Source organism: Pseudomonas sp. (assembly GCF_035512415.1).
Classification (GTDB): domain Bacteria; phylum Pseudomonadota; class Gammaproteobacteria; order Pseudomonadales; family Pseudomonadaceae; genus Aquipseudomonas.
In genome coordinates, this window is record NZ_DATKDZ010000026.1 from 191,651 (window position 1) to 216,543 (window position 24,893).

At 60.5% G+C, this 24,893-nt stretch carries 19 protein-coding genes; 5 read left to right on the top strand and 14 right to left on the bottom strand.

Annotation, left to right across the window (positions count from 1 at the left end; translation table 11 throughout):
- Positions 1-23: 23 nt before the first annotated feature.
- The gene (gene ffh / locus VMP31_RS13490) at positions 24-1,397 is read right to left on the bottom strand and encodes a signal recognition particle protein (protein WP_325507933.1); all 1,374 of its coding nucleotides are present in this window, start codon (positions 1,395-1,397) and stop codon (positions 24-26) included.
- A 156-nt stretch (positions 1,398-1,553) separates the two neighbouring features.
- Here ffh and VMP31_RS13495 point away from each other — a divergent pair, with 156 nt between their 5' ends.
- Both VMP31_RS13495 and VMP31_RS13500 read left to right on the top strand, forming a co-directional pair.
- Positions 1,554-2,354 carry a cytochrome C assembly family protein gene (locus VMP31_RS13495; RefSeq protein ID WP_325507935.1) on the top strand — a complete coding sequence of 267 codons (801 nt, stop codon included), beginning with the start codon at positions 1,554-1,556 and terminating at the stop codon, positions 2,352-2,354.
- 10 nt (positions 2,355-2,364) lie between these two features.
- Positions 2,365-3,654 (top strand): HlyC/CorC family transporter, encoded by a 1,290-nt coding sequence (locus VMP31_RS13500; RefSeq protein WP_325507937.1) that lies wholly within the window; start codon positions 2,365-2,367, stop codon positions 3,652-3,654.
- Here the strand turns inward: VMP31_RS13500 and VMP31_RS13505 are convergent.
- From VMP31_RS13505 to VMP31_RS13525, 5 genes are read right to left on the bottom strand one after another with little or no spacing between them, the layout of a single operon-like run.
- A complete protein-coding gene (locus VMP31_RS13505) occupies positions 3,629-4,360 on the bottom strand; it encodes an SGNH/GDSL hydrolase family protein (RefSeq protein ID WP_325507938.1) in 732 nt (243 codons plus the stop codon). The genes VMP31_RS13500 and VMP31_RS13505 overlap by 26 nt on opposite strands.
- On the bottom strand, positions 4,357-5,538 hold the full coding sequence (gene purT / locus VMP31_RS13510) for a formate-dependent phosphoribosylglycinamide formyltransferase (protein WP_325507940.1): 1,182 nt from the start codon (positions 5,536-5,538) through the stop codon (positions 4,357-4,359). The genes VMP31_RS13505 and purT overlap by 4 nt, the downstream gene beginning before the upstream one ends.
- Before the next feature lie 36 nt (positions 5,539-5,574).
- Positions 5,575-5,766: a DUF1289 domain-containing protein gene (locus tag VMP31_RS13515; RefSeq protein WP_325507942.1), complete on the bottom strand. Its 192-nt coding sequence runs from the start codon at positions 5,764-5,766 to the stop codon at positions 5,575-5,577.
- Positions 5,763-6,287, bottom strand: coding sequence for a gamma carbonic anhydrase family protein (locus tag VMP31_RS13520; protein ID WP_325507944.1), 525 nt, complete (start codon positions 6,285-6,287; stop codon positions 5,763-5,765). The genes VMP31_RS13515 and VMP31_RS13520 overlap by 4 nt, the downstream gene beginning before the upstream one ends.
- 22 nt (positions 6,288-6,309) lie before the next feature.
- The gene (locus VMP31_RS13525) at positions 6,310-6,915 is read right to left on the bottom strand and encodes a CoA pyrophosphatase (RefSeq protein ID WP_325508048.1); all 606 of its coding nucleotides are present in this window, start codon (positions 6,913-6,915) and stop codon (positions 6,310-6,312) included.
- A gap of 167 nt (positions 6,916-7,082) precedes the next feature.
- Here VMP31_RS13525 and VMP31_RS13530 point away from each other — a divergent pair, with 167 nt between their 5' ends.
- Positions 7,083-7,640 (top strand): NUDIX hydrolase, encoded by a 558-nt coding sequence (locus VMP31_RS13530; RefSeq protein ID WP_325507946.1) that lies wholly within the window; start codon positions 7,083-7,085, stop codon positions 7,638-7,640.
- A gap of 15 nt (positions 7,641-7,655) precedes the next feature.
- The gene (locus tag VMP31_RS13535) at positions 7,656-8,159 is read left to right on the top strand and encodes a L,D-transpeptidase family protein (RefSeq protein ID WP_325507948.1); all 504 of its coding nucleotides are present in this window, start codon (positions 7,656-7,658) and stop codon (positions 8,157-8,159) included.
- A gap of 188 nt (positions 8,160-8,347) precedes the next feature.
- On the opposite strand, the gene VMP31_RS13540 is transcribed toward VMP31_RS13535, so the two are convergent.
- The 3 genes from VMP31_RS13540 to purL all read right to left on the bottom strand — a co-directional run bounded on the left by VMP31_RS13540 (position 8,348) and on the right by purL (position 13,052).
- Positions 8,348-8,665, bottom strand: coding sequence for a YqfO family protein (locus VMP31_RS13540; protein ID WP_325507950.1), 318 nt, complete (start codon positions 8,663-8,665; stop codon positions 8,348-8,350).
- A gap of 202 nt (positions 8,666-8,867) precedes the next feature.
- Positions 8,868-9,137, bottom strand: a complete 270-nt coding sequence (locus VMP31_RS23285) for a CDGSH iron-sulfur domain-containing protein (RefSeq protein WP_349255722.1) — start codon at positions 9,135-9,137, stop codon at positions 8,868-8,870.
- 18 nt (positions 9,138-9,155) lie between these two features.
- The gene (purL, locus tag VMP31_RS13545) at positions 9,156-13,052 is read right to left on the bottom strand and encodes a phosphoribosylformylglycinamidine synthase (RefSeq protein WP_325507952.1); all 3,897 of its coding nucleotides are present in this window, start codon (positions 13,050-13,052) and stop codon (positions 9,156-9,158) included.
- A gap of 164 nt (positions 13,053-13,216) precedes the next feature.
- On the opposite strand from purL, the gene mltF reads away from it, so the two are divergent.
- Positions 13,217-14,677 carry a membrane-bound lytic murein transglycosylase MltF gene (gene mltF / locus VMP31_RS13550; protein ID WP_325507954.1) on the top strand — a complete coding sequence of 487 codons (1,461 nt, stop codon included), beginning with the start codon at positions 13,217-13,219 and terminating at the stop codon, positions 14,675-14,677.
- 187 nt (positions 14,678-14,864) lie between these two features.
- Here the strand turns inward: mltF and tadA are convergent, their stop codons facing one another.
- The 5 genes from tadA to guaB form a co-directional block, all read right to left on the bottom strand.
- On the bottom strand, positions 14,865-15,347 hold the full coding sequence (gene tadA / locus VMP31_RS13555; RefSeq protein ID WP_325507956.1) for a tRNA adenosine(34) deaminase TadA: 483 nt from the start codon (positions 15,345-15,347) through the stop codon (positions 14,865-14,867).
- Positions 15,348-15,402: 55 nt separating this feature from the next.
- The gene (locus VMP31_RS13560) at positions 15,403-16,773 is read right to left on the bottom strand and encodes a multicopper oxidase family protein (RefSeq protein ID WP_325507958.1); all 1,371 of its coding nucleotides are present in this window, start codon (positions 16,771-16,773) and stop codon (positions 15,403-15,405) included.
- 179 nt (positions 16,774-16,952) lie between these two features.
- Complete coding sequence (locus VMP31_RS13565) at positions 16,953-21,284, bottom strand: hypothetical protein (protein ID WP_325507960.1); 4,332 nt, start codon at positions 21,282-21,284, stop codon at positions 16,953-16,955.
- Between the two features lie 294 nt (positions 21,285-21,578).
- Positions 21,579-23,159, bottom strand: coding sequence for a glutamine-hydrolyzing GMP synthase (gene guaA, locus VMP31_RS13570; RefSeq protein ID WP_325507962.1), 1,581 nt, complete (start codon positions 23,157-23,159; stop codon positions 21,579-21,581).
- Positions 23,160-23,386: 227 nt separating this feature from the next.
- The gene (gene guaB, locus VMP31_RS13575; protein WP_325507964.1) at positions 23,387-24,856 is read right to left on the bottom strand and encodes an IMP dehydrogenase; all 1,470 of its coding nucleotides are present in this window, start codon (positions 24,854-24,856) and stop codon (positions 23,387-23,389) included.
- Positions 24,857-24,893: the final 37 nt, after the last annotated feature.

Genomic DNA, 24,893 nt, shown 5'->3' on the forward strand with positions numbered 1-24,893 from the left:
ACATCGCTGCCGACGCGGATTCCTTACATCTTCGGCATGCCGCCCGGCATCATCCCGCCCATGCCGCGCATCATCTTGGCCATACCGCCTTTGGCAGTGAATTTCTTCATCATCTTCTGCATTTGTTTGTGCTGCTTGATCAAGCGACCAATGTCCTGCACTTGAGTGCCGGAACCCATGGCGATACGGCGCTTGCGCGAGCCACTGATCACGTCAGGATCGCGGCGTTCTTGAGGCGTCATCGAGTTGATAATCGCCTCCATCTGCTTGAACTGCTTCTCGGCCGCGCCCTGAGCGTTGCCCATCTGCGCCAGATTGACCCCGCCCATCTGCGGCAGCTTGTCCATCAGGCCGCCGAGACCGCCCATATTCTTCATTTGTTGCAGCTGATCGCGGAAGTCTTCGAGGTCGAAGCCCTTGCCCTTCTTCAGCTTCTTGGTGAGTTTCTCGGCCTTTTCCTTGTCCAGGGTCTGCTCGGCCTGCTCGATCAGGCTGAGCACGTCGCCCATGCCGAGGATGCGCGAAGCAATCCGATCCGGATGGAAGGGCTCGAGCGCCTCGGTCTTCTCGCCCATGCCGATAAACTTGATCGGCTTGCCGGTGATATGCCGCACCGACAGCGCCGCACCACCACGCGCATCGCCATCGACCTTGGTCAACACCACGCCGGTCAGCGGCAGCGCATCATTAAAGGCCTTGGCGGTATTGGCGGCGTCCTGACCAGTCATGGCGTCAACCACGAACAGGGTTTCCACCGGCTTGATCGCCGCGTGCAGCGCCTGGATCTCGGCCATCATCTCGGCATCGATGGCCAGGCGACCGGCGGTGTCGACGATCACCACATCGATAAACTTGAGCTTGGCTTCCTTGATCGCCGCCTCGGCGATATCCACCGGCTTCTGGCTAAGATCGGAGGGGAAGAAGGTCACACCGATATCGCTGGCCAGGGTTTCCAGCTGCTTGATCGCCGCCGGGCGATAAACGTCGGCGGAAACCACCATCACGGTCTTCTTCTTGCGCTCTTTAAGGAAGCGCGCCAGCTTGCCGACGGTGGTGGTCTTGCCCGCGCCCTGCAAGCCGGCCATCAGGATCACCGCCGGCGGCACGGCATTCAGCGCCAGGTCTTCGTTGGCTGCGCCCATCAGCTCTTCGAGCTCGGCGCGGACAATCTTCACAAAAGCCTGACCCGGGGTCAGGCTTTTCGACACTTCGGTGCCGACCGCGCGATCCTTGACCTTGTTGACGAAGTCCTTGACCACCGGCAGGGCAACGTCGGCCTCCAGCAAGGCCATGCGCACTTCACGCAGGGTGTCCTTGATGTTGTCTTCACTCAGCTTGGCTTTGCCAGTGACATTTCGCAGGGTCTGCGAGAGGCGGTCAGTCAAATTTTCGAACATGCGCGTTCCTTTCAGGCTCTATCGAACCGAGGGTGGGCTTGCAACAGGTGGCGGATTATAGCGAAGACTACGAGGCACCGACACCGCCAGACGCTTTCGTGGCGCACGGGTTATATGCCACACTGGCCGCCTTTCGGGTTTGCCTGACAAGGATTTATGCACCCTCTGCTACCCAGCCTCGCCGCCGCCGGCCTCTATGCGGCTGCCGCCTTCTACCAGGGCCTGCGCCTGCAACAGCGCAGCACCTCCGATAAACGCCTGCTGGTGCTGCTCGGCGTACTCGCCCTGCTGTTCCATGGCGGCAGCCTGTTTATACAGATGTTCGACAGCAGCGGGCTGTTTCTCGACTTCTTCAAGGCCGCCAGCCTAATTGCCGCTGCCGTAATCCTGCTGACCCTGCTGGCCTGCTCGCGTATCCCGGTGGAAAACCTGCTGCTGCTGCTGTTCCCCCTGGGCTTCCTGACCGTGCTGTTCGCCCAATTTATGCCCAGCGGCACGACGCAGGCGATTGATGAAGCACCGGGCATACTGGCGCATATCCTGCTGTCGATCACCGCCTACGGCATGCTCACCATCGCGGTGCTGCAATCGCTGCTGGTCCTGCTGCAGGACCATCAGCTCAAGCACAAGCACCCCATGAGCCTGATCAAAAACTTCCCGCCCCTGCAGACCATGGAAAGCCTGCTGTTCGGTTTCCTCTGGGCCGGCTGGCTGCTGCTGTCGCTGTCGCTGCTCTCCGGCGCGCTGTTTATCAACGACCTGCTGGCCCAGCACCTGGCGCACAAGACCATCCTCTCGGGCTTCGCCTGGGTGGTATTTGCCGTTCTGCTATGGGGTCGCCACCAACTCGGCTGGCGCGGCCACAAAGCGATTCGCTGGACCCTGGCCGGCTTCTGCCTGCTGATGCTGGCCTATTTCGGCAGCAAGCTGGTCCGCGAATTTATCCTGCATATCTGAGACCCCTTCCGTGGACGACCTGCACTCAAGCTATCTGCTTGGACTATTGATATTCCTGATTCTCTGCTCGGCATTCTTCTCCAGTTCGGAGACCGGCATGCTCAGCCTCAACCGCTATCGCCTCAAGCACATGGCCAAGGAAGGGCACAAGGGCGCGCTCCGCGTGACCCGCCTGCTGAGCCGCCCGGACCGCCTGCTGGGCACCATTCTGGTCGGCAACAATGTGGTGAATATTCTCGCCGCCTCCATCGCCACCGTACTGGCCGTGGATATCTGGGGTGAAGCCGGGATTGCCATCGCCACCGCTGGCCTGACCATCGCGGTGCTGATTTTCGGCGAAATCACTCCCAAGACCCTGGCCGCCCTACGCCCTGAGCTGGTGGCCTTCCCCGCCAGCCGCGTGTTGCTGCTGCTGCAACGCCTGCTCTACCCGGTGGTTTGGACCACGAGCACCATCAGCAACGTGTTGCTGCGCCTGCTTGGCATAGACCCGTCGCAACGGGCCAATGACAGCCTGTCCACCGAGGAACTGCGCAGCGTGGTACGCGAGTCCGGTGCCGGCATGCCAAAAAACCGCCAGAACATGCTGCTCGGCATCCTTGATCTGGAGCGGGTCACGGTGGATGACATCATGATCCCGCGCAACGAAGTGACCGGCATCAATCTGGACGACGACCTCGAAAGCATCATCAACCTGCTGACCAACACCACCCATACGCGCCTGCCGGTATTTCGTACCGACATCAATCAGGTCGAAGGCATCGTGCATATGCGCCAGATTGCCCGACTGCTGACGCACAACGAGCTGAGCAAAGAGGCACTACTGGCGGCCTGCAACGAGCCGTACTTCGTGCCTGAAGGCACCCCGCTGTCGACCCAGCTGATCAACTTCCAGAAGCAGAAACGCCGGATCGGCATCGTGGTCGACGAATATGGCGACGTGATCGGCATCGTCACCCTGGAAGACATCCTCGAAGAAATCGTCGGCGACTTCAGCAAGAAGGACAGCCTGCGCAGCCCGGATATCCACCCCCAGGAAGACGGCACCCAGGTGATCGACGGCGCGGCCTATATCCGCGAAGTGAACAAGGCCCTCGACTGGCACCTGCCCTGCGACGGCCCCAAGACCCTCAACGGCCTGATCACCGAAGCCCTGGAAAGTATCCCGGAAAGCGCGGTCTGCCTGAAAATCGGGCCTTACCGCCTGGAAATCCTGCAATCTTCGGAAAACCGGGTGAAAACCGTGCGCGCCTGGAAAGCCAGCAGCACCAAGGTCACAGTCGAGCAGACGCAAGACTAGCGGCCAACGCCTCGGCCCACAGCCGATAGCCCAAGGCCGAGGGGTGATAACCGTCGAGCGCCAGGTAGTCACCAGAAAACTCCAGTTCGACCCCATGGTGCCCCGCCCCCAGGCGACTCGCCAGCCGACGCAGACGCTGATCCAGCATTGCCCCGCGCATGCCGAGCAGCCGCCGCAACAGCCAGGGCAAGGCGGTGAAATGCTGCAGCGGCGGTACCCCGCTAAAAGCCACCTGCGCACCCTGCCCCTGCAGCGCTGCGGCCATATTGCCGAGCGCAGCTTCCCAACGCGGTAATGGGGTCAGATGGGTGGTGTCGTTGACGCCGAATACCAGCAACGCCAGATCGAAGGGCTGATCCAGCACCTGCGGCAACAGACGCACGCAGGCCTGTTCGGCAGTGATGCCATTTTCGCCGCACGCGCGCCAGGTCACGGGCCGCCCGCAGCGCTGCGCCAGGGCCGCGGCCAACTGCCCGACCAGAGCCATCTGCAGGCTATTGACCCCGACACCCACCACGGTGGATTCGCCCAGCACCAGCAAGCGCAGCGGCACCCCCGCTTGCTCGGCCGCAGCCAGGCCCTGCCGCGGCCCCTCGGCTGGCGGCAACCTGAGCGCCCGGCGACGGGTATAGAGCGCCTGCGGCACCACCAGGGGCGACAGCAGCGCCAGCCCCAACCACCAGAGACCGACGCGCAAACGGCTCACAGCTCGACGTTGACCGCCTGCGCCGCCCGGCTCGCCTTGGCCCGCGCCGCTTGCAATGATTCATCCCGCGCCAGGGCCACGCCCATACGGCGCTGGCCGCTGACTTCCGGCTTGCCGAATAGACGCAGGGCGGTGTCGGGCTCGGCCAGTGCCACCCCAAGATTGGCGAAGCTGACCTGGCGCGACTCGCCCTCAACCAGGATCACCGCCGAGGCAGAGGGGCCCAACTGGCGAATCGCCGGAATCGGCAGGCCAAGAATAGCCCGGGCATGCAGGGCAAATTCCGACAGGTCCTGGGAAATCAGGGTAACCAAGCCGGTGTCGTGGGGCCGTGGCGAGATTTCGCAGAACCACACCTGATCACCTTTGACGAACAGCTCGACGCCGAACAACCCGCGACCGCCCAGGGAATCGGTAACTGCCAAAGCAATACGCTCGGCTTCGGCCCGGGCCTTGGCGCTCATTGGCTGGGGCTGCCAGGACTCCTGGTAATCACCCTTGACCTGACGATGACCGACCGGCGCACAGAAGGTGGTGCCGTCGACATGGCGCACGGTGAGCAGGGCAATCTCATAATCGAAGTCGATAAAGCCTTCGACTATCACTCGGCCCTTGCCAGCGCGGCCGCCCGCCTGGGCGTAATCCCAGGCGGCCTGTAGATCATCCAGGCTCTTCAGCACCGACTGGCCCTTGCCCGAAGAGCTCATGATCGGCTTGATCAGGCAGGGAAAACCAATGCTCTCGACTGCTGAGCGGCACTGCTCGAAGGAGTCGGCAAACTGATAAGGCGAAGTCGGCAGGCCCAGCTCTTCAGCGGCCAGACGGCGGATGCCTTCCCGGTTCATGGTCAGCTGCGCGGCGCGGGCGCTGGGGATCACGGTATAGCCTTCATTCTCCAGCTCGACCAGGGTCGCGGTGGCAATGGCCTCGATTTCCGGGACTATGTAGTGGGGCTTTTCCAGTTCGATCACCGACCGTAACGCCGCACCATCGAGCATATTGATCACATGGCTGCGATGCGCCACCTGCATGGCCGGCGCATTGGCATAGCGATCCACGGCGATCACCTCAACGCCCAGGCGTTGCAGTTCAATCACCACCTCCTTGCCCAGCTCACCTGCGCCGCACAGCAGCACACGGGTCGCGCTCGGCGACAAAGGGGTTCCGATACGGGGCATGGGGATTCCTCGAAGCAAATAATTAAGAAGGGCGTACTACAGCAGCACACCCTTGGCTTTGGCGCGCGCGTGACACAAACCCAGCACCTGGCGGCGCTCGGCGTTGTCCATCAGGCTCCAGCGGGTTATTTCGGCGACATTACGCTGACAGCCGATGCAGATATCCTCGTCGTCGAGGGCGCAAACGTGCACACAGGGCGAAGCAACCGGGCGCTCCTGCTCGCTCACTCGTCCTGCTCCGCCAGCTCGCGGGCATAGCGCTGGGCGTTGTGCACATAGTGCGCGGCGCTGGCTTCAAGCATCTTCTTCTGCGGCTCGGTCAACTCGCGCACCACCTTGCCGGGCGAACCCATGACCAGGGAGCCGTCGGGGATTTCCTTGCCCTCACCAATCAGGCTATTGGCCCCGATGATGCAGTACTTGCCGATTTTCGCGCCGTTGAGCACTACCGTATTGATGCCGATCAGGCTGTAATCGCCCACCGAGCAACCATGCAACATGGCGTTATGGCCGATGGTCACACCCTTGCCGATATTCAGCGGGAAGCCCATATCGGTGTGCATCACAGTACCGTCCTGCACATTGCTGTTCTCGCCGATATGAATCAGCTCGTTGTCGCCACGCAGCACGGCGTTGAACCAGACGCTCGCGCCAGGTTCCAGCTTGACCTTGCCCACCAGAGTGGCATTGGGCGCGACCCAGCTTTCGGCATGGGCCTCGACATGGGATTGACCCAGGCGATATTTCATCCAGATAGTCCTCGGCCCACCCTCAGGTGAGCTTGATAAAGTGCTCAGGGGGACGATGCATGTCGATCGCGGCATCGTCGTAAACCAGGTTGACCAGCTCAACCAGCATGATCGCAGTCAGGCCCCAGATCTTGTATTCGCCATAACGGTAACTGGGCACATACCAGCTGCGCCCGAGGTAATCGATACGGTGGGTGGTCTCACGCGGATCGTCGCGAAAAAACTCCAGCGGCACATTAAACACCGCGGCAATTTCATCGTCGTTGGCCTGATAGTCGACAAAGTCCGGCACCAACCCGACATAGGGCGTGACCTGAATACCGTGGCGCGAAACCAGGGTGCTGAGCGGCCCGATGACCTCGACCAGACCTGGCGGCAAGCCGATTTCCTCCTGCGCCTCGCGCAGGGCAGTGTGGATCAGATCGACATCTTCAGGGTCGCGCCGACCACCGGGAAAGGCCACCTCGCCGCCATGGGTGGACAGCCCGCTGGCGCGCAAGGTCAACACCACTTCAGGCTCGTCGCTGCGGGTAATAGGTACCAGCACCGCCGCCTGCGGATAGTCGTTGGTGGTCTGCAGCAGGTGCGGGCTATAGCCACGCATGCGATGGAGCAGCTCGTCCAGCATGGGCATTCTCGATCTTTGTTCTGCCCCGATAATGGCACGAAAGCAGCGCGCGGCCCAAGCCCCCGCACCGACAGCGCCATGCCCCCAGAACAGGCCCCGTGCCCGCGGCGCTTGCCGAGCATAGCGCCGGCGCGCCAAGATAGCTTAATCACCCCCGAGTAGCCGGCATGAAGTTCTGTAGCAACTGCGGCAGCCCCGTCACCCTGCTCGTCCCCGCGGGCGATAACCGCCTGCGGCATGTCTGCGGGCATTGCCAGGCCATTCACTACCAGAACCCGCGCATCATCGCCGGCTGCCTGCCGGTATGGCGCGACCAGGTGCTGCTGTGCCGCCGCGCCATCGAGCCGCGGCGCGGCTACTGGACCCTGCCCGCCGGCTTTATGGAGAACGGAGAAACCCTGGAACAGGCCGCCGCCCGCGAAACCCACGAAGAAGCCTGTGCCCGGGTGCGCGACCTGAGCCTCTATACCCTGTTCGATCTGCCGCATATCAACCAGGTGTATATGCTGTTCCGCGCCGAGCTGATCGACCTCGACTTTGCCGCCGGCGAGGAAAGCCTCGAGGTGCAGCTGTTCCACGAACAGGACATCCCCTGGTCAGAGCTGGCTTTCCCGACCATCGGCCGTACCCTAGAATGCTACTTCGCTGACCGCCGCGAGCAACACTTCCCGGTCCGCAACGAGCCGCTCGAAGCCTTGCGCGCGCATTACAAGAAAGCTTTTTGATTGACGGAAACGATGATGCGCTGGTTGCTAGCCCTACTCTGCCTGACCTTTACCCTGACCTCTCAGGCCACGACCACCGTTACGTTCGCCGGCAAGACCATCGACAAGGTGCTGGTGCTCAAATCCGAGCGCAAGCTGCACCTGCAGAGCCGCGGCGAAACCCTCAAGTCCTACCGAGTATCCCTGGGCAAGCAGCCCGAGGGAGCCAAGCAACGCGAAGGCGACCTGCGCACCCCGGAAGGCTTCTACTGGATCGACTGGCGCAAGACCAGCGACAAGTACAACCTGTCCATGCATATCTCCTACCCCAACGCCCGGGATCAGGCCCTGGCGCGGGAGAAAGGCGTCTCGGCCGGCGGCATGATCATGATCCACGGTACGCCGCTGGACGAGGAATACCCCGAATGGTTCTTCCACACCCTGGACTGGACCGAAGGCTGCATCGCCATGAAGAACACCGACATGCGCGAGGTCTGGGGCCTGGTCAAAGACGGCACGCTGATCGAAATCAGGCCCTGACAGATATAAAAAGCACCTGCGCGGCCAGCCCATCTACATCTGAATGATGGGGTGCGCGTGCGTTTCGGTGCGCACGGCGCACCCTACGGTATAAAGCCAGCTCGCATTCAGCGCAGTACCAGCCCGACAGATAAGGGCGACACGCTCAGAAAAAAGCACCGTTGCGGTGCCTTTGGCCTGCTGAAACCTTAGAACTGGATATCCGAAAGCCGCCACACCTCAAAAGCCGGTGTCTCATAGGGATGGCTGTGCTTCAGCGCCTTGACTGCATCGTGGATCAGCTCGTCGGCCACCACCAGTTCGACCTTCCACTCGGCCATCTGCTTGACCGCCCCGACCTGCCCGATAAACGGCTGGCTGCCTTCCAGCGGCCGGAACTGACCTTGACCCAGGGTCTGCCAGCAACAACTGTCATAAGCCCCAATACGGCCGCCACCGGCTGTAAAAACGGCTTTTTTCACTTCATCCAGGTGAGTTTCCGGCACGTAAAAGCAAAGCTTGTACATCAAGGTCTCCAAGGGCACGACCGATAAAAAAACGTGCGAATAATGCCACACAATAATGGCACTTTGCCTTATAAACGGTTCGTGGTGCTTATCACAGTTGCCAGCTATAACCGGTCAATTGCACCAGTGTTCAGTGCCTGTATGCACCTTGAGCGTAGCTCGCCCCTGCGCCCACCTCGCGCCACTTGTCACCTCGCGGCAGCTAAAGACCCCACCAGAAGCGTCGCCAGCGCTCGCGAAAGCCCTGTACGGGCGGGTTATGGCTGCCATCGCAATAGGGCAGGTGCCGCGAACGGGCGCAACGGCACAGCAGCAGAAGTTGTTGTTGAACGGGCTCAAGGCGGAGCCCATGGCTGCAGCCTGAGCTGCAATCGGGAAGCTGGGGCGAACGCCCGCAGCGGCACAGCAGCAAGGTATCGCCAGGTTTGACCTGGCGCACCTCAGGCAGGATAGGCGCAGGCTTGCTCGACATAAGCCTGCGCCACCCTGATCAATCCACCCAGACCCGGGCGTTGCGGAACATGCGCAGCCAGCCGGCATCTTCCTGCCAGTCATCCGGCTTCCAGGAGTTCTGCACGGCGCGGAATACCCGCTCCGGGTGCGGCATCATGATGGTCACGCGGCCGTCGCGGCTGGTCAGGCCGGTGATCCCGCGCGGCGAACCGTTGGGGTTGGCCGGGTAGGTTTCGGTGACTTTGCCGTGGTTGTCGATAAAGCGCATGGCCACACAGCCGGACAGATCGGCTTCGAGCAGCGCTTCCTCGTTCTCGAACTCGGCATGACCTTCACCGTGAGCGATGGCGATTGGCATGCGCGAGCCGGCCATGCCGCGCAGGAAGATCGACGCCGACTCCTGCACCTGAACCATGGCCACCCGCGCCTCGAACTGCTCGGAACGGTTGCGCACAAAATGCGGCCAGAACTCGGTGCCCGGGATCAGCTCGTGCAGGTTGCTCATCATCTGGCAGCCGTTGCACACGCCGAGGGCGAAGCTGTCCTTGCGTTCGAAGAAGGCCTGGAAGCCATCACGGGCACGGGCGTTGAACAGCACCGACTTGGCCCAGCCTTCGCCAGCACCCAGCACGTCGCCGTAGGAGAAGCCGCCGCAGGCGACCAGGCCCTTGAACTCGTCCAGGCTGACGCGGCCGCTGAGGATATCGCTCATATGCACGTCGATCGCGTTGAAACCGGCGCGGTCGAAGGCCGCAGCCATTTCCACCTGGCCGTTGACGCCCTGCTCGCGCAGCACGGCGATCTGCGGACGCACACCCTTGCGGATATAAGGTGCACTGATGTTTTCGTTGACGTCGAAGCCAAGTTTCACCGACAGGCCCGGATTGTCTTCTTCCAGCAGCGCGTCGAACTCCTGCTCGGCGCACTGCACGTTGTCGCGCAGGCGCTGGATGCGGTAGCTGGTTTCGCTCCACTGGCGCTGCAGCAGGCGACGCTGACCGGCAAATACCGGCTGACCATTGAAGCCGATCGCCACGGCATCACTGTTGACCGGCTGACCGATCACCGCCACGCAGTCGCCCAGACCCGCGGCACTGAACTGCGCCAGTACTTCCGGGGTAGCATCCTGATGCACCTGGATCACCGCACCCAGCTCTTCGTTGAACAGCACGGCGGCCAGCTCAGTGCTGTCGTCGGCCAGGGCATCGAGGAACAGATTCAGACCGCAGTGGCCGGCAAAAGCCATTTCCAGAGCGGTAACCAACAGGCCACCGTCGGAGCGGTCGTGATAGGCGAGGATATGACCATCGGCGTTAAGGCCCTGGATCACCGCGAAGAAGGCCTTGAGGTCTTCGGCGTCATCCACATCCGGTGCCTGACTGCCGAGCTTGCCGTAAACCTGGGTGAGGATCGACGCACCCAGACGGTTCTGCCCACGGCCCAGGTCGATCAGGATCAGATCGGTTTCGCCCTTGTCCATGCGCAGTTGCGGGGTCAGGGTCTTGCGAATATCGCTGACCGGAGCAAAGCCGGTCACCACCAACGACAGCGGCGAGGTCACGCTCTTGTCCGTGCCCGCGTCCGTCCACTGGGTTTTCATCGACATCGAGTCCTTGCCCACCGGGATGGTGATGCCGAGCTCGGGGCACAGCTGCATACCGACTGCTTGAACTGTGTCATACAGACGCGCGTCTTCGCCCGGGTGGCCGGCAGCGGCCATCCAGTTGGCGGACAGTTTGATATCGGAAATCTTCTCGATGCGCGAAGCGGCCAGGTTGGTCAGGGTTTCGCCAATCGACATGCGCCCGGATGCCGCGGCATCCAGCAGCGCCAGCGGTGTGCGCTCGCCCATGGCCATGGCTTCGCCGGTGTAGACGTCGAAGCTGGTGGCGGTGACCGCGCAATCGGCCACCGGCACCTGCCACGGACCAACCATCTGGTCGCGGGCAACTAGACCGGTAATGGTGCGGTCGCCGATGGTGATCAGGAAGCTCTTGCTGGCCACGGCCGGGTGATGCAGCACGCGGGTCACGGCTTCGTCGATGGCCAGGGTGCTGGCGTCGAAATCGTCGCCCAGCTCGTTTTCACGAGTGGCCGAGCGGTGCATGCGCGGGGCTTTACCCAGCAGCACGTTGAGCGGCATGTCCACGGCATTGTTGCCGAAGTGGCTGTCGGTCACGGTCAGGTGGGCTTCTTCGGTGGCCTCACCGACTACGGCAAACGGGCAACGCTCGCGCTCGCAGATGGCCTTGAAACGCTCGAAGTCAGCGGCATCCACCGCCAGCACGTAACGCTCCTGGGATTCGTTGCTCCAGATTTCGTGCGGGGCCATGCCCGGCTCGTCATTGGGCACGTTGCGCAGCTCGAAACGACCGCCACGGCCGCCATCGTTGACCAGCTCGGGGAAGGCGTTGGACAAACCGCCGGCACCGACGTCGTGGATAAAGGCGATGGGGTTGTGCTCGCCCAGCTGCCAGCAACGGTCGATAACCTCCTGGCAGCGGCGCTCCATTTCCGGGTTCTCGCGCTGTACCGAGGCGAAATCCAGGTCAGCCGAGCTGGCACCGGTGGCGACCGACGAAGCGGCGCCGCCGCCCAAACCGATCAGCATGGCCGGGCCGCCGAGCACGATCAGCTTGGCACCCACAGTGATCTCGCCCTTCTGCACGTGATCGGCACGGATGTTACCCATACCGCCGGCGAGCATGATCGGCTTGTGGTAACCGCGCACTTCTTCGCCGCGCGGGGTCTGGATCGCCTGCTCGAAGGTGCGGAAGTAGCCAGTCAGGGCCGGACGACCGAATTCGTTGTTGAACGCAGCGCCGCCCAGCGGGCCTTCAATCATGATGTCCAGCGCAGTAACGATGCGCTCAGGTTTGCCGTACGGCACTTCCCAAGGCTGCTCGAAACCGGGGATGTTCAGGTTGGATACGGTGAAACCGGTCAGGCCCGCCTTCGGCTTGGCACCACGGCCGGTGGCACCTTCGTCGCGGATCTCGCCGCCGGAACCTGTGGACGCACCGGAGAACGGCGAGATGGCCGTCGGGTGGTTGTGGGTTTCCACCTTCATCAGGATATGCACGGGCTCCTGGGTCGCGCCGTACTGGCGGGTTTCAGGGTCCGGGAAGAACCGGCCGGCAACGTTGCCGACGATCACCGAAGCGTTGTCCTTATAAGCGGACAACACGCCTTCGTTGTGCATCTGATAGGTGTTTTTGATCATGCCAAACAGGGATTTTTCCTGGCTCTGGCCGTCGATATCCCAGCTGGCATTGAAGATCTTGTGGCGGCAATGCTCGGAGTTGGCCTGGGCGAACATCATCAGTTCGATGTCGTGGGGGTTGCGCCCCAGGTCATTGAAGCTGCTCACCAGGTAGTCGATTTCGTCCTCGGCCAGGGCCAGGCCCAGTTCGACGTTGGCCTGCTCCAGGGCGGCGCGACCGCCACTCAGTACATCCACCGCGGTCAGCGGCTTGGGCTGAGCGTGACTGAACAACGCGCTGGCCCCTTCCAGGTTATCCAGCACCAGCTGGGTCATGCGATCGTGCAGCAGCTCGGCGACCTGCTGCGCCTCACTGGCGCTCAGCTCGCCGGTCACGTAATAGGCCAGACCGCGCTCGATGCGCTGGATCTTCGCCAGGCCGCAGTTGCGCGCGATATCGCTGGCCTTGCTCGACCAGGGCGAGATGGTGCCGAAACGCGGAATGGTCAGAAACAGGCGGCCGCTGGGCTCCTGCACCGGCACACTCGGGCCGTACTTGAGCAAACGGGCCAGAACCTGCTGTTCGTCGGCGCTGAGCACGCCGGCAACTTCGGCAAAATGCGCGAACTCGGCATACAGCCCAGTGACAGCGGGTACCTTGCCGGTCAGTTGCTCGAGCAATTTACCGTGGCGGAAAGCAGAAAGGGCGGGAGCGCCGCGCAGGATCAACATCGGGGACAGCCTCTGGGAAGGGGTGTACTTTGAGGCCGTGCATTCTAGCCTAAAGCGCTGCCGACGACACCCGTACAGTCAACCCGAACACAGCGGCCGCGCTAGCAGAGAAGCCACCCGCTGTCGAGATATGGCGCGCCCCATGCTTTGCGTATACTGCGCAAATGTTTGCCCAATCTGCGTTCCGTGTGCGCTGCGCCTACTGGCTGTCGGTGATCGGAATCCTCCTGCTGCTCGGCGGCTGTGCTGAAGAACCCAGCACACTCGAGCGCGTTCAGGCGGAGGGTGTACTGCGGGTGATCACCCGTAACAGCCCGGCCACCTATTTCCAGGACCGTAACGGCGAAACCGGCTTCGAGTACGAGCTGGTCAAACGCTTTGCCGACGACCTGGGCGTCCAGCTGAAAATCGAAACCGCCGACCACCTCGACGAGCTGTTTACCAGCCTGAGCAAGCCCGAGGGCCCCGTGCTGGCCGCCGCCGGCCTGGTGCAAAGCGCCAGCCGGCAACAGAGCGCACGCTTCTCCCTGCCCTATCTGGAAGTCACCCCCCAGGTGATCTACCGCAACGGCCAGCAACGCCCCACCCGCCCCGCAGACCTGATCGGCAAACGCATCCTGGTGCTTAAAGGTAGCAGCCATGCGGAACAACTGGCCGAACTGAAGCTGCAACTACCTGAGCTGACGTATGACGAATCCGCCGCGGTGGAAGTGGTCGACCTGCTGCGCATGGTCGACGAAGGGCAGATCGACCTGACCCTGGTCGACTCCAACGAACTGGCGATGAATCAGGTGTACTTCTCCAACGTGCGCGTAGCCTTCGACCTGGGTGACGCGCAGAACCTGGCCTGGGCGGTGGCTCCCGGGGAAGACACTAGCCTGCTCGACGAGATCAACGCCTTTATCCAGCGCGCGCACAAGAATGGTAGCCTGCAACGCCTGAAGGATCGCTATTACGGCCACGTCGACGTACTCGGCTATGTCGGTGCCTACACCTTTGCCAAACACCTGCAGCAGCGCCTGCCGCGCTACGAACAGTTCTTCCGCCAGGCAGCGCAGAACAACCAGGTCGACTGGCGCCTGCTGGCCGCCATGGGCTATCAGGAATCGCTCTGGCAACCGACCGCCACCTCGAAAACCGGCGTGCGCGGCCTGATGATGCTGACCCTGCGCACGGCCCAGGCCATGGGCGTGTCCGACCGCCTCAACCCCAAGCAGAGCATCGACGGCGGGGCCAAGTACATCGTCCATGTGAAAAACCAGCTGCCCGCCAGCATTCAGGAACCGGACCGCACCTGGTTCGCCCTGGCCGCCTACAACGTCGGCGGCGGCCATCTGGAAGATGCGCGCAAGCTCACCGAAGCCGAAGGCCTGGACCCGAATAAATGGCTGGATGTGCAGAAAATCCTGCCGCGCCTGTCACAGAAGCAGTGGTACAGCAAAACCCGCTACGGCTATGCCCGCGGCGGCGAGCCGGTGCATTTTGTGCGCAACATCCGTCGCTATTACGACATCCTCACCTGGGTCACCCAGCCGCAGCTGGAAGGCACCCAGCTGGCCGAAAGCAACCTGCATGTACCCGGGGTAAACAAGACGCCGCCGCCGGAAGAACTGTCGCCGCTGTAGCCCGGCACCTGCCCAGCCCCCTGTTCGCCTGCCGCTCTCCATGGGAGGGGCTTTAGCCGCGACTCACCTTTAGGGCGCTAGAAGCGTGTAGCCCGGATGGAATCCGGGAACGCCTGCACCTGCCCACCCCGGATTGCGCCCAGACTTATTCAGGCTACACGCCGACGGGCTGAAGCGCTGAGAGCCTCTAGCGCGTTGCGCGGCGCATCTTGAAAAACTCGCTAAGCACCGCACCGCACTCCTCGGCCAGCACCCCACCCTCGATCAGCACCCGATGATTGAGAAAGGCCTGAGTAAAGAACTCACCACGACTCACGGCCACACCGGCCTTGGGCTCGGTTGCGCCGTACACCACGCGCTGCACCCGCGCATGCACGATCAGACCGGCGCACATGCTGCACGGCTCCAGGGTCACATACAGGGTGCTGCCCGGCAGGCGGTAGTTAGTCACGGCCTGGGCGGCGGCGCGGATCGCCACCATCTCGGCATGGGCGCTGGGATCGTGACTGGAGATCGGGCAATTGAAGCCGCGCCCGACAATCTCGCCCTCCTGCACCAGCACCGCACCCACCGGCACCTCACCCAGGACCGCGCCTTCGGCGGCCAGGGCCAGAGCCTCGCGCATAAAAAATGAATCGCGACTGCGATCGATGATTTGTACTTTTCTCATAGTCTCGCCAGGCCAACCCTTGCACTGGTGCGTACAGCGCACCCCAGGGGAATGTTTATGCCACCTCGATGGAGGCCATCAGGCCGGTTTCCATATGGTCGATCACATGGCAGTGGAACATCCATACCCCGGGATTATCCGCGACCAGCGCCACCCGCGCACTTTCGTTCTTGCCCAGCAGATAGGTATCGGTGAAATACGGAATAATCGCCTTGCGATTGGACGCCAGCACCTTGAAGGTCATGCCGTGCAGGTGGATCGGGTGCTGATACTGGCTAAGGTTACGCAGCTCGAAGATATAGCTCTTGCCCAGCTGCAGGCGGGCAATCGGCCGGTCGGCGCAGGTCTTGTCATTGATATCCCAGGCCTGGCCATTGATCTGCCAGAAGCTGTGCCCCGCGCCCTGAGCCAGACCGACCGACACTGCACCGGCCCACTCGAAGTTGAATTTGACGGTTTGCGCATTGGCCAAATCCGGCTCGGCAATCGGGTTGGCCGGCAGCGCCGGCGGCCAATCACCCTCCCCCTCGGCACTGGGCTGCGCGCGCAGGGTCGCCAGGCGCAATGGCCCGTTACGCAGCGACAACTCTGTACCCACCGCTGGCACCTTCAACCCCAGTTCGATGCGCATACCCGGCCCTAGCCAGTATTCCTTACCCAGCGGCCGCGGCTCGACCGGGTTGCCGTCCAGCGCATAAATCCGCGCACCCGCGCCAGGCAGATTGAGGCGATAGGTCAGGGTGTTATCCAGATTGATCAGACGCAGGCGCGCCACCTGCCCAGCGGGTAAATCCAGGGTTGGCGCATGCTTGCCATTGACCGTACTCAAGCGCCCCGGCGTACCGCCGCGCGCTGCCTCGCGCGGTACGCTGAATGCAGTAAATGCGCCCTGCTCGTCGACATGCCAGCTTTTCAGGTTGAGCGTGTGGTCGTGCTTGAAACCCGTCGGTTCACGCTCCTCGACTATCAACGCACCGACCAGGCCGCGGCCCAGCTGTTCGCTGCTGGCAGTGTGCGGGTGATACCAGAAGCTGCCGGCATCGGGGGTGATGAAGTTGTAGTCGAAGTATTCACCCGGCAGCACCGGCAGCTGCGAAACATAGGGCACGCCGTCCATCGCCAGCGGCAGGCGGATGCCATGCCAGTGGATGGTGGTCGGCACCTCCAGCTTATTGATAAAGCGCACCCGCAAGCGCTCACCCTGACGGCAGCGCAACTCCACACCAGGTGCCTGCCCACCGTAAGCCCAGGCCGGCGTGGTATGCCCCGGCACCAGCTCGATATCCAGCGGCGCGGCGATCAGTTCATAGTCGTGAGTCGCCACATTTTCCGGACGACCCAGCCAGTAGCGCACGCCGCCAGCACCAAGACCGACAACGCCAAGGCCAGCCAGGCCGACCAGCATTTGTCTGCGGGTAAAGGACATAGGGATTCCCGTAGCCCGGATGCAATCCGGGAAGATATCAATCCGGAGTTAACCCGGACTACCAATTGCAATATCTTCTCATTTTCACGGAGAACAAGACGAGGCGTATGTCGGGACGTATTGCCGCAGCCGGAGCTGTGCAGTGCACTGCCAGAAAGTCAGCTTTTACGTTTTGCCCATCACACTGCTGACTTTTTATCCCTGACAGTTAGATCAATCAAAATGACCTCAATCGCTTCAACGCCAGGAAAGCTCTCGGAGATCGTTTCCCAATATTCACCAAGAGCCTTGCACAAATTCGAAAGTGCGACTCGCCGGCCATCGATGTTCCAACTGCGCTTAGCGGACTGCCCCTGCCAAACCAAAAGAAAAACGCCGCTGCCAGACGCTTCTTCTCTGAGATAGTCACCTGCGAGCTGATTGCGCAGTCGCTCGCACAACTCAGGACCTGACCATCCTTTATCAAGCACCTTTAACTCAATTGGCACCGGCGAACCAACCCGGAGATGCTGCATCCAAATGTCTGGTCTTTGCCTGTTCGCAAGCTCATTTTCTTGAGCACAACTGTAGCGACCTGAAGACTGGCCATTCAGCCAACCAGCAATGAGATTACGCATCTCGGTTTCGCCGTCAGCTCGCTGCCAGGTCTTGTAGGGGCTGTCATTGCCGCACTCGACCCAAGCCTTCAGATCAAGCAGACGATTAACAGTAAGATCGAAAAGCTGCCGATGCGTCGTTGGCGTACTCACCCGGCCCTGGTCATATTCGCGTACTTGCTGCGCCGACCACGGTTCCAAGTCCGCATCTTGCTCAGCTCGCTTGTAAGCGAGTTCTCTCATCCACGGCCGATATTTTTCGCTCGGATGATCCCTCGCAAGCTCGGCAAGGGCGACATAGGTTTGCTTCCCTGGAATTTCAGATAGCTGGCTGAAAAGTGCGTTCCGACCATCCTGCGCGTCATCGCGCAGCCCTGGCGAGTACACTCCTTTGCCCGCTCGCTCGATATCATCCTGCGCTCGGATATGCCGGTGCATGAGAACATAAAGGGCTTTGAGATTTTTCACGCTACAAAAGTCACCACAACTAAGACCAGTGTCACGGGATCGCCGAGTCCCCATCAGCCCGGTAACTAATAGCTGCGCCTCCTGCGAGGCTTTCTCTGTTGGCAAACTGGACAACCACACCTCAACAGCCGAAATTCCCTGCTCTGCGTCGAGATCAATCCAAAGCGCATACCACGCAGCCAGATCCTCCCGCGCCACATGGCTTAAAATTTTTGACTTAGCCAATTTCAACAGAGTTTCTCTGGGCGTGTCTCCGCTTATTAAGATACGGATGCAGTAACGCAGCGCGTCACGGTTCGGAATTTCGTTCTGTTCCAACCAAGTAACCATTGCTGGAACCAAGAACGGGTGCATCCAGGAAGCGTGATAGACCAAGTCATGCAGAATGTAATGCATCTGCTGATCAGGCTGCGTATGCACCAACTCCCACTGCAACTCAGTGAGGACTGCCTCCAGAACCAGACCTGGGTAAGCCCGCTGCAATTGCTCAAGCCAGCGCGGAAAACCGTTGATATCCCAAACGAAGTATCTAAGCGCATGACGAACTTCTACTTCCGTCAGACTTGAGGGGAAGCTGGCAACCTCACTCGCCTCAATTTCGAGACCAACCATCGCAAAAATCAGCGAGTAGGGTATCGACTTGGTGTCATGCCCCTCCGAACGAATACCTGGCGTGAAGGTTCGCCAATGTGCAATGGCTGCATCCCGATAGGCTCTCGCGACATCCTCTCCAAACTCGGGAATCAACGACTCCCAATTGGCGCCATCGCCACGACTTGTGCGAAGGCCACCGCCCTCAATCTCATTTAGCAACCAATACTGGTCGCTGCTGAGCTCTCCCGGTTTAAGTCCCTGAGGATAACAAACGACATACGGCGCAGCCTTCAAGTGCTCGACCCACTTAGCTCGATTCCGGTCGAGTTCTTCCTGCTTCTTCTTGCGTTTGTCTTTGCGGCGCGCCTCATTTTCTTCCCACTCCGCAGCACTTTGAGACGGCACAGGGTTCAAGAAAGTGTCGAGGCGTTCCTTCAGTTCTAAATTACCGTCAACTATCCGAGTAAGCCCACTCAACCAGTCATCAGGCTTGTCAGCATGCTGGAAGAGTCGGAGACCTAGTGACAGCGCAACCAACTTGTCATCCAGGAAGTGACGACTGGCAACGAAGTCTAAAACATCGTCAAACCGATCAATCCCAAAGCTCCAGTAGTGCCCAATCCATTGCACAGACCAGTCATCAATCAAACGTACGGATTTCTTTGCATCAAGCCTTTCACGCGCGTCTTCAACGCTTCGCCAGAACAGTGCATCGTTCAGCTCATGCCACGCGGGTACGAGTTCACGGAGCCTGCTTTTGTATTCGTCGAAATCCTCCCCATGCCATAACTGAGCGACCGGCACCTTAAGCATGATCGCAAGTGCATCCGGCGAAAGAGCAGCCAAAGATCGGGCGGACACCAAGCGCTCGACGGCATGGGTCGCAGGACCAAGAAGCCATGCGAACGGTTCAGAGACATGACATTCCCGCCGCTCAATATAAGGTTCTCGGTTGAGGTATTCGTTCACGCCACTAACGATTACCGCCAGTGGCTCCAACACATCTTTGACGCCATAGATCGGCAAACGCTCTAAAAAATCGTGTAAGGCCTGCCTCAACCCAGTCGCTTCATAGCGCTCATACACTTCCAATTTGTCGATTGAGGCAAGTAGAAAGTCGACCGAGATCATGTCAGGGTCAGCGTCCCCTATAACTTCGGCAAGCAGTGTGCGCGGCATTGACTCCGAAGATGTCGTCAGTTGCTTCCACAATTGGTCTTTTTGATATCGGTCCCCGCACGTCATTACGGCGCGCGTAGCAGCGATACGAGCATAGATGCCGCGATCTGAATTACATGCGATCTCGGACAGGACAGGCAGACACCCGGCCATCTCGCCTTGCCAAACAAGCCTGCCCAGAAAGAAGATCGCATCGTCATTCTCTCGATGGTCAGTGATGAGGCGTAACGTATCGCCTGTCAGATCCGCTTGAGCAATTCGAGCGATTGCACTGTTGTCGCGAGCCGAGCGACCGCCTTCGTCTTTAGCAATACGCGTGACGATAGTGTGGAGAAGCATCTGCCTTTCAGAGAGCGGCAAATATGCTACATCGCCACCTTCAACTGCGATTTCCGGGGCAATTTCTAGCGCTTTTCGCCGAATCTCGTCGTCAAAAAGGATCAACCAAGGCAATACAGGGCGCAGACGAGGCCTGATGACCAAATGCCCATACTGTTCACGAAAGAACAAAGACTCGATTGCGTGACGAGAGCAGCCATCCCTCAGCTGATGAAGAAACCATTCGGCTGCGAGCAGCTCTCGCACCTCTCGATGGCGAAAACGTACGATACCGTAGAGCGCATCATTGAATAGTCCGCGCTCCAAAAGCGCCCGCACTTCTGTCGGCTGCCAATCGCCTAGAACAGCTTCAGCGTCGATACCGCTTTCGGGATGAGTAGAGTCAGGAATACGAATGCCCGGCTCCCCCGTGAGGATGACTGCGGCGGCGAGCACGCGCGCGCCACATTTTGCTTTCTCACGATTAATGGGCTGACGCTGTGCTCGATCTGCGTCAATCTCGTTCAGACGTAGATCAATGCTGTGCCGCAGCAGATCCAAACGTCCGCCGAGGACCTGATCCGCCTCCCACTTCGACAGAATACCTTCGAGGTCAAACGGCCGTGCTGCCAGGGACATTAAGTTTGCACGCTGCAGTTCGGTGATCAGTTTGTCGATTTTTGGCGTATTGCGATGGCCGGCAAAAACACGAATACCCGCCTCATCTAAAGGCTCAAGCAAATAGACATTCAGAGCGTTTTCCTGCTCTACAGGCTCGCTAGCAGCATCCCCGTCAAATTCACCCTTATCGCCTCCAGCTTCTTCTGATAGTGTTTTTTTGAACGGTAAACACTGCTCCAGAAGATTTCGATCTGTGCGCGCACGCCATGCATAAGGGCGGCTAGAGATATAAATGTGGGCTCGTTGTTGCGCTGACTTGATCCGTGACGCGAAACGCTTGATCGCTTTTTCGAAGGTCCGCGCGCTGATAAGGCGAGCTTCATCAACTGAATCGAGGAAAAACCAAGCATCCTCTTCCGAACTCAGCCACTTTTGAAATGATTCTGCACTACCGATTTCAAACGCTTCGTCGAAATCATCTTCGATATCTTCTATCCGTATGAAGAATGCTGCTCGCCCTTGTTCCTCAGAGTGTTTTGCACGGGCTTCCATCTCAAAGCTTTTGCCGGCACCTGCTTCAGCAAGAATGACGCAGCGAAACTCTTGCTCAAGCTCCGGCCAACCAGTGCGCTTCTGGCCACTCCAGATTGAGAGTACCTCTCGCTCATCTGAATCAGCGTCGGTTCTAGGAACCAGAGAAAAGTGCCTAATAAGCGGGACGGGCGAGTAAGCCATTAGCGCCGCTCACTCTCTTCATTCGCATCGAGCAGCATCCCGATCAGTGAGAGTATTTGCCTGGAAGGGATTGCCATATTTCGATACCAGTTGGGGCAAGGTTAGGCCTTCATGGTATTGAGACGCCATCACGGCATCAAGGCAAATAATCCCACTCAGCAGCCCCTGAAAGCTTATTGCCCGAGCGCTCCAAGCATTGCTAGAAACCAATACACCAAACAACAAAAAGCCAGCATTTACGCTGGCTTTTTGTCGACTCTGGCTGTCAGGTAGCAAGGCCTTCCAGGCGCAAGATCATTCCCACTCAATAGTCGCTGGCGGCTTGCTCGACACGTCGTAGGTGACGCGGGAGATACCTTCGATCTCATTAATGATGCGGCCGCTGACGGTTTCCAGCAGTTCGTAGGGCAGGTGCGCCCAACGTGCGGTCATAAAGTCGATGGTTTCCACGGCGCGCAGGGCAACGACCCAGGCGTAACGACGGCCGTCACCGACCACGCCCACGGACTTCACTGGCTGGAACACCACGAAGGCCTGGCTGACCTTGTGGTACCAGTCGGCCTTGCGCAGTTCTTCGATAAAGATGTGGTCGGCGCGGCGCAGCAGGTCGGCGTATTCCTTCTTCACTTCACCGAGGATGCGCACGCCCAGGCCTGGGCCCGGGAATGGGTGACGGTAGACCATGTCGTACGGCAGACCGAGTTCAAGACCCAGGCGACGCACTTCGTCCTTGAACAGTTCGCGCAGTGGCTCGACCAGTTTCAGGTTCATTTCTTCCGGCAGGCCGCCGACGTTGTGGTGCGACTTGATCACGTGGGCCTTGCCGCTTTTCGCGCCAGCCGACTCGATCACGTCCGGGTAGATGGTGCCCTGGGCGAGGAACTTGATGTTGTCCAGCTTGCAGGATTCGGCATCGAACACGTCGATAAAGGTGCGACCGATGATCTTGCGCTTCTTCTCCGGGTCCGCTTCGCCGGCCAGGTTGCCGAGGAACTGCTCTTCGGCGTTGGCGCGGATCACTTTGACGCCCATGTTCTCGGCGAACATGGCCATCACTTGCTCGCCTTCGTGCAGGCGCAGCAGGCCGTTGTCGACGAATACACAGGTCAGCTGATCGCCGATGGCCTTGTGCAGCAGCGCCGCGACTACCGAGGAATCCACACCACCGGACAGGCCGAGCAGCACGTTGGCGCTGCCAACCTGGGCGCGCACATTGGCGATGGCGTCTTCAACGATGTTGGAGGCGGTCCACAGCGCTTCACAGCCGCAGATTTCCAGGATAAAGCGCGAGAGGATGCGACCGCCCTGCTTGGTGTGGGTCACTTCCGGGTGGAACTGCACGCCGTAGTAGCCGCGGCGGTCATCGGCCATGGCGGCAATCGGGCAGCTCGGGGTGCTGGCGAGAATATGGAAGCCTTCCGGCAGGTTGGTGACCTTGTCGCCGTGGCTCATCCACACGTCGAGGCCGAACACGCCGTCGTCGTCGATGTGGTCTTCAATACCGTTGAGCAGACGGGCCTTGCCGACCACATCAACGCGGGCATAACCAAACTCACGCAATTCGGAGCCTTCAACCTTGCCGCCCAGCTGCTCGGCCATGGTCTGCATGCCGTAGCAGATGCCGAAAACCGGTACGCCGAGGTCGAACACGGCTTTCGGCGCGCGCGGGCTGCCGGCTTCGTGTACCGACTCCGGGCCACCGGCGAGGATGATGCCGCGCGGGGCGAAGGCACGGATGTCATCGTCGCTCATGTCGAACGGGTGCAGCTCGCAATACACGCCGATCTCGCGCACGCGGCGGGCGATCAGCTGGGTGTACTGGGAGCCGAAATCCAGAATCAGGATGCGGTGAGCGTGGATGTCTTGATGAGCCATGGCCGTCTCTCGTAGCGGAATTCACAAATGACTCGGGGCTGCCCCGTCGTACTCAACAGCAACAGCCCCGTGCGTTCCTATCTCTTCAAAAATCGATTTGCCGCGTCGCGAGCGCAGGTCAGGCAAGGCGGAAAGAAGCGAGAAAGCGGAGTTTGCTGGAGCAAATGAGCATTTCGAACTTCTTTCCAACGCAGCATGGCCAAGCGCAGCAGCGTCAAATCGATTTTTTAACCAACGCGGTAGTTCGGTGCCTCTTTAGTGATCTGTACGTCATGTACATGGGACTCGGCCATGCCAGCACCGGTGATGCGTACAAACTCAGGCTTACTGCGCATCTCTTCGATGGTCGCGCAACCGGTGTAGCCCATGGAGGCACGCAGGCCGCCCATCATCTGGTGCACGATGGCACCCATCGCGCCTTTGTACGGCACCCGGCCTTCGATACCTTCCGGCACCAGCTTCTCGGCACCCGCGGAGGAGTCCTGGAAGTAACGATCCGAAGAGCCCTGAGCCTGGGCCATCGCGCCCAGCGAGCCCATGCCGCGGTAGGCCTTGTAGGAGCGGCCCTGGAACAGCTCGACTTCGCCTGGCGCTTCTTCAGTACCGGCGAGCATCGAGCCGATCATCACGCAGGACGCACCAGCAACGATGGCCTTGGATAGGTCACCGGAGAAGCGGATGCCGCCATCGGCGATCAGCGGAATGCCAGTGCCTTCCAGTGCGGCAGCGACGTTGGCCACGGCGGAAATTTGCGGTACACCGACGCCGGCAACAATACGGGTGGTGCAGATCGAGCCTGGGCCGATACCGACCTTGACTGCATCGGCACCGGCTTCAGCCAAAGCCTTGGCGGCAGCGCCGGTGGCGATGTTGCCGCCGATCACCTGGACTTCCGGGAAGGTCTGCTTGACCCAACGCACGCGGTCGATCACGCCTTTGGAGTGACCGTGGGCGGTGTCGACGATGATCACATCAACGCCGGCATGCACCAGGGCAGCCACGCGATCTTCGGTATCGGCACCGGTGCCGACAGCCGCACCAACGCGCAGACGACCCTGGTCGTCCTTGCTGGCCAGCGGGTAGGCCTTGGCTTTTTCGATATCGTTGACGGTCATCATGCCCTTGAGGCGGAACTGATCGTCGACGATCAGCACGCGCTCGATACGATGCTTGTGCAGCAGCTTGCGCACCACCTGAGTGTCTTCGCCTTCCTTGACCGTGACCAGGCGCTCTTTGGGCGTCATCACGTCGCGCACCTTGGCGCTCATGTTGGTCTCGAAACGCACGTCACGGCTGGTGACGATGCCGACCAGGTCACCGTGGTGCAGCACCGGTACGCCGGAGATGTTGTTCTGTCGGGTCAGGTCGAATAGATCCCCCACGGAGGCATCGGCCTCGATGGTGATCGGGTCTTTGACGACACCGGATTCGTAGCGCTTGACCTTGCGCACCTCGGCAGCCTGCTGCTCGGGGGTCATGTTCTTGTGGATGATGCCAATGCCGCCTTCCTGAGCCATGGCGATGGCCAGACGGGCTTCGGTCACGGTGTCCATGGCAGCAGAGAGCAACGGAATATTCAGTTCGATGCCACGGGTCAGGCGCGTTTTGAGGCTGACATCCTTCGGCAGAACTTCGGAATAACCAGGGATAAGTAGAACGTCGTCGAAGGTAAGAGCTTCTTGACTGATACGCAGCATGGCGGGGGCTCCCGGGCGGGAAATTGGAAGCGCGCCA